The sequence below is a fragment of the Ruegeria sp. HKCCA4633 genome, from assembly GCF_013034605.1.
Classification (GTDB): Bacteria; Pseudomonadota; Alphaproteobacteria; order Rhodobacterales; family Rhodobacteraceae; genus Ruegeria.
In genome coordinates this window covers 1-4,526 of record NZ_WQGJ01000019.1, presented here as the reverse complement: position 1 = coordinate 4,526, position 4,526 = coordinate 1, and the positions used below count along the sequence as shown (strand labels likewise).

General features: G+C 62.1%; 3 protein-coding genes. All 3 read left to right on the top strand.

The window, feature by feature from the left end; genetic code table 11:
* On the top strand, positions 1-1,083 hold a 1,083-nt coding region (gene gcvT, locus GOV85_RS21335; protein WP_171181990.1), incomplete at its 5' end, for a glycine cleavage system aminomethyltransferase GcvT.
* Positions 1,084-1,101: 18 nt separating this feature from the next.
* Positions 1,102-1,467: a glycine cleavage system protein GcvH gene (gcvH, locus tag GOV85_RS21330; protein ID WP_171181988.1), complete on the top strand. Its 366-nt coding sequence runs from the start codon at positions 1,102-1,104 to the stop codon at positions 1,465-1,467.
* A gap of 149 nt (positions 1,468-1,616) precedes the next feature.
* Entirely contained in the window at positions 1,617-4,472 is a 2,856-nt protein-coding gene (gene gcvP / locus GOV85_RS21325; RefSeq protein WP_171181986.1) for an aminomethyl-transferring glycine dehydrogenase, read from the top strand.
* Positions 4,473-4,526: the final 54 nt, after the last annotated feature.

The following is a 4,526-nucleotide window of genomic DNA, read 5'->3' as shown; positions in this document are numbered from 1 at the left end:
AAACGCACTCCCTTGTATTCGTTGCATGTTGAGTTGGGAGGTAAGTTGGTTGATTTTGCTGGCTGGGAGATGCCTGTTCAGTATTCGCTGGGGATTATGGGGGAGCATAAGCAGTGTCGTGAGAAGGCGGCGTTGTTTGATGTGTCTCACATGGGTCAGGTGATTTTGCGCGGCGAGAATGTGGGTGAGAAGCTGGAAGCTTTGTGCCCTCAGGCTTATGCGACGCTGAAGGAAGGCAAGGCGCGGTACGGGTTCTTTACGAATGCGGATGGCGGGATCATGGATGACCTGATCGTGTCGAATGCGGGCGATCATTTCTTTGTGGTTGTGAACGCGGCGCTGCGGTATCAGGACATTCCGCATATGCGCGCGCACCTCGAAGGCGTCGAAGTGACCGAGATCTTCGACCGGGCGCTGGTGGCGGTGCAGGGTCCCAAGGCCGAGGATGTGGTGGGGGAACTTTGCCCTGCTGCCCGCGATCTGAAGTTCATGGAAACCACCGTGGCCGATATCAACGGCGTTGAATGCCGCATCTCGCGTCTGGGCTATACCGGCGAGGATGGTTACGAGATCTCGATCCCCGAGGACAAGGCGATCGAGATCAGCAAGGCTTTCCTGGCGCATGAAGATTGCGAACCTGCGGGTCTGGGCGCGCGCGACAGCCTGCGGCTTGAGGCGGGGCTGTGCCTGTATGGCAATGACATCGACCAGAGCACCTCGCCCATCGAGGCATCCCTGGGCTGGGCTATTCAAAAACGCCGCAAGGAAGAAGGCGGGTTCCCAGGCGCGGATCGCGTGCAAAAGGAACTGGCCGAGGGCGCGGCGCGCAAGCTGGTGGGCATCAAGCCCGACGGCCGGGCACCGGCGCGTCAGGGCGTTGAGGTGCAATGCCTTGAGGGCAACACGATTGGTCAGATCACCTCGGGCAGCTTTGGCCCCACGGTGGGTGGTCCGGTTGCGATGGGCTACGTGTCGAAGGGCCATGGTGAGCCCGGCGAGAAGGTGAACCTGATCATTCGGGGCAAGGCGCAACCGGCGCAGATCGTGGCGCTGCCCTTTGTCACACAGAATTACAAGCGTTGAAGTCAGGAGAGAGACAAGATGGCAACCTATTATTCCGAAGAGCATGAATGGCTGACCGTTGAGGGCGATACCGCCACGCTTGGCATCACCAAGCACGCGGCTGAACAGCTGGGTGAGGTGGTGTTTGTCGAGCAGCAGGAAGCGGGAGACGAGTTCGAGAAAGACGGCGAGATCGGCGTGATCGAATCCGTCAAGGCCGCGTCCGAGCTTTATGCTCCGGTGGATGGCGAGATCGTTGAAGTGAACGAAGCGCTGGCCGACAACCCCGGCGCGCTGAACGAAGACCCCGAAGGCGAAGCCTGGATCTACAAGATCAAGATTGCGGACGCATCGCAGCTTGAGGACCTGATGGACGAGGCCGGATACAAAGCCTTCATCGGCTAAACCAAACCGGGGGCCCGCGCCTGGGGTTCCACCGCTTTATCCGGAGCTTCTGCTTTTGGGGCTCCGCCCGCTCGGGCCGGACTGGCCCGCCTTCCACCGGAGATCTGCGCGGTCTCTGCCGGACCTGACTTATTCATAGGAGCGCTGCAATGGCCTTCAAACTGACCGACTACGAAGCCTATGACTTTGCCAACCGCCGCCACATTGGCCCGTCGCCCACCGAGATGCGCGACATGCTCAAGGTGATCGGCTTCAAGACATTGGACGAACTGATCGACGTCACCGTCCCGCCCGCGATCCGGCAGAAAGAGCCGCTGGACTGGGGTCCGGCGATGACGGAACGTGATGCTCTGTTCCACATGAAAGAGGTGGCGAGCAAGAACACCGTTCTGACCTCGCTGATCGGTCAGGGCTATTACGGCACCACCACACCTGCACCGATCCTGCGCAACATTCTGGAAAACCCGGCCTGGTACACGGCCTACACGCCCTATCAGCCCGAGATCAGCCAGGGTCGTCTTGAGGCGCTGCTGAACTTCCAGACCATGGTCAGCGACCTGACCGGGCTGGACGTGGCCAACGCGTCCTTGCTGGACGAAGCCACGGCGGCTGCCGAAGCCATGGCCATGGCCAAGCGCGGCGGGCGGTCCAAGGCGAACAATGCAGCCTTCTTTGTCGACAAGAACTGCCACCCGCAGACCATCGCGGTCATTAAGACGCGTGCCGAGCCTTTGGGCATCGACGTGCAGGTGGGTGATCCCGACAGCCTGGATGCGGGCGCGGTCTTTGGCGCGATCTTCCAATACCCCGGCACCCATGGCCATGTGCGCGACTTCACCGCCGAGATCGCGGCACTGCATGAACACAAAGCCATCGCCATTGTTGCCGCCGACATCCTGTCGCTGGCGCTGCTGAAGTCACCGGGCGAGATGGGCGCGGATATCGCCATCGGCTCGACCCAGCGCTTTGGCGTGCCGATGGGCTATGGCGGCCCGCACGCCGCTTACATGGCAACCACCGACAAGCTGAAGCGCTCGATGCCGGGCCGGATCATCGGTGTGTCCATCGACAGCCGTGGCAACAAGGCCTACCGCCTGTCGCTGCAAACCCGCGAACAGCACATTCGTCGCGAGAAAGCCAACTCGAACGTTTGCACCGCGCAGGCGCTGCTGGCGGTCATTGCCTCGATGTATGCGGTCTATCACGGCCCCGACGGCATCAAGGCCATCGCGCAATCGGTGCACCGCAAGACCTCGCGCCTGGCCGCTGGCCTGGAAGAGGCGGGTTTTGCCGTTGAGCCGGAAGTGTTCTTCGACACCATCACGGTCGAGGTCGGCCATCTGCAGAAGACCGTCATGGAAGCTGCCGTGGCCCGTGGCGTCAACCTGCGCAAGGTCGGCGATACGAAAGTGGGCATCAGTCTGGACGAACAGACCCGGCCTGAGACCATCGAGGCCGTCTGGGGTGCTTTCGGCATCGACCGCACCGATGACAGCTCGAACAAGCAGTACCGCCTGCCGGACTATGCGCTGCGCGAAAGTGCCTATCTGACCCACCCGATCTTCCACCAGAACCGGGCCGAGGCCGAGATCACCCGCTATATGCGCCGTCTGGCCGACCGCGATCTGGCGCTGGACCGGGCGATGATCCCGCTGGGCTCCTGCACCATGAAGCTGAACGCCACGATCGAGATGATCCCGGTCACCTGGCCCGAGTTTGGCAATCTGCACCCGTTCTGCCCCGAAGATCAGGCGCAGGGCTATCACGAGATGATCGCCGATCTGAACGACAAGCTGTGCCAGATCACCGGTTATGACGCGATCTCCCAGCAGCCCAACTCGGGCGCGCAGGGCGAGTACGCGGGCCTTCTGACCATCCGCAACTACCACTTCGCCCGCGGCGAAGGGCAGCGCAATGTCTGCCTGATCCCAACCTCGGCGCACGGGACCAACCCGGCCTCGGCCCAGATGGTGGGCTGGCAGGTTGTGCCGGTGCTGGCGGATGAGAATGGCAACATTGATCTGAACGACTTCCGCGCCAAAGCTGAGAAGCACAGCGATCATCTGGCCGCCTGCATGATCACCTATCCCTCGACCCATGGCGTGTTCGAGACCACCGTGCAGGAGGTCTGCCAGATCACCCATGACCATGGAGGTCAGGTCTATATCGACGGGGCCAACATGAACGCCATGGTGGGTCTGTCGCGTCCGGGGGATATTGGCGGTGACGTCAGCCACCTGAACCTGCACAAGACCTTCTGCATCCCGCATGGTGGCGGCGGCCCCGGCATGGGTCCGATTGGCGTCAAGGCGCATCTGGAAGAGCACCTGCCCGGTCACCCGGAATACGGCACCGCCGTGGGCCCGGTCTCGGCAGCGCCCTTCGGCTCGCCTTCGATCCTGCCGGTCAGCTGGGCTTATGTGCTGCTGATGGGCGGCGCGGGTCTGACGCAGGCCACGAAAGTGGCGATCCTGAACGCCAACTACATCGCGGCGCGGCTCAAGGATGCCTATCCGATCCTCTACACCTCGGAAACGGGCCGGGTGGCGCATGAATGCATCCTCGACACCCGTCCGCTGGATGCCGAGGCGCATGTCACCGTCGACGACGTGGCCAAGCGCCTGGTCGATTCAGGCTTCCACGCGCCGACCATGAGCTGGCCGGTGGCCGGAACCCTGATGGTGGAGCCGACCGAGTCTGAGCCCATGGCCGAGCTGGATCGTTTCTGCGACGCCATGCTGTCCATCCGCTCGGAAGCGCAGGACATCATCGACGGCAAGATCGACGCGGACAACAACCCGCTGAAAAACGCCCCCCACACCGTGCGCGATCTGGTCGGCGAATGGGACCGCCCCTACACCCGTGAACAGGCCTGCTTCCCTCCGGGCTCCATGGGCGTCGACAAATACTGGTCCCCCGTCAACCGCGTCGACAACGCATATGGCGACAGAAACCTCGTCTGCACATGCCCCCCAATGGACGCATACGCAGACGCCGCAGAATAATCCCATAACAAAACCCCGCCAAAACATAGGCGGGGTTTTCGCCAATCGGAAACT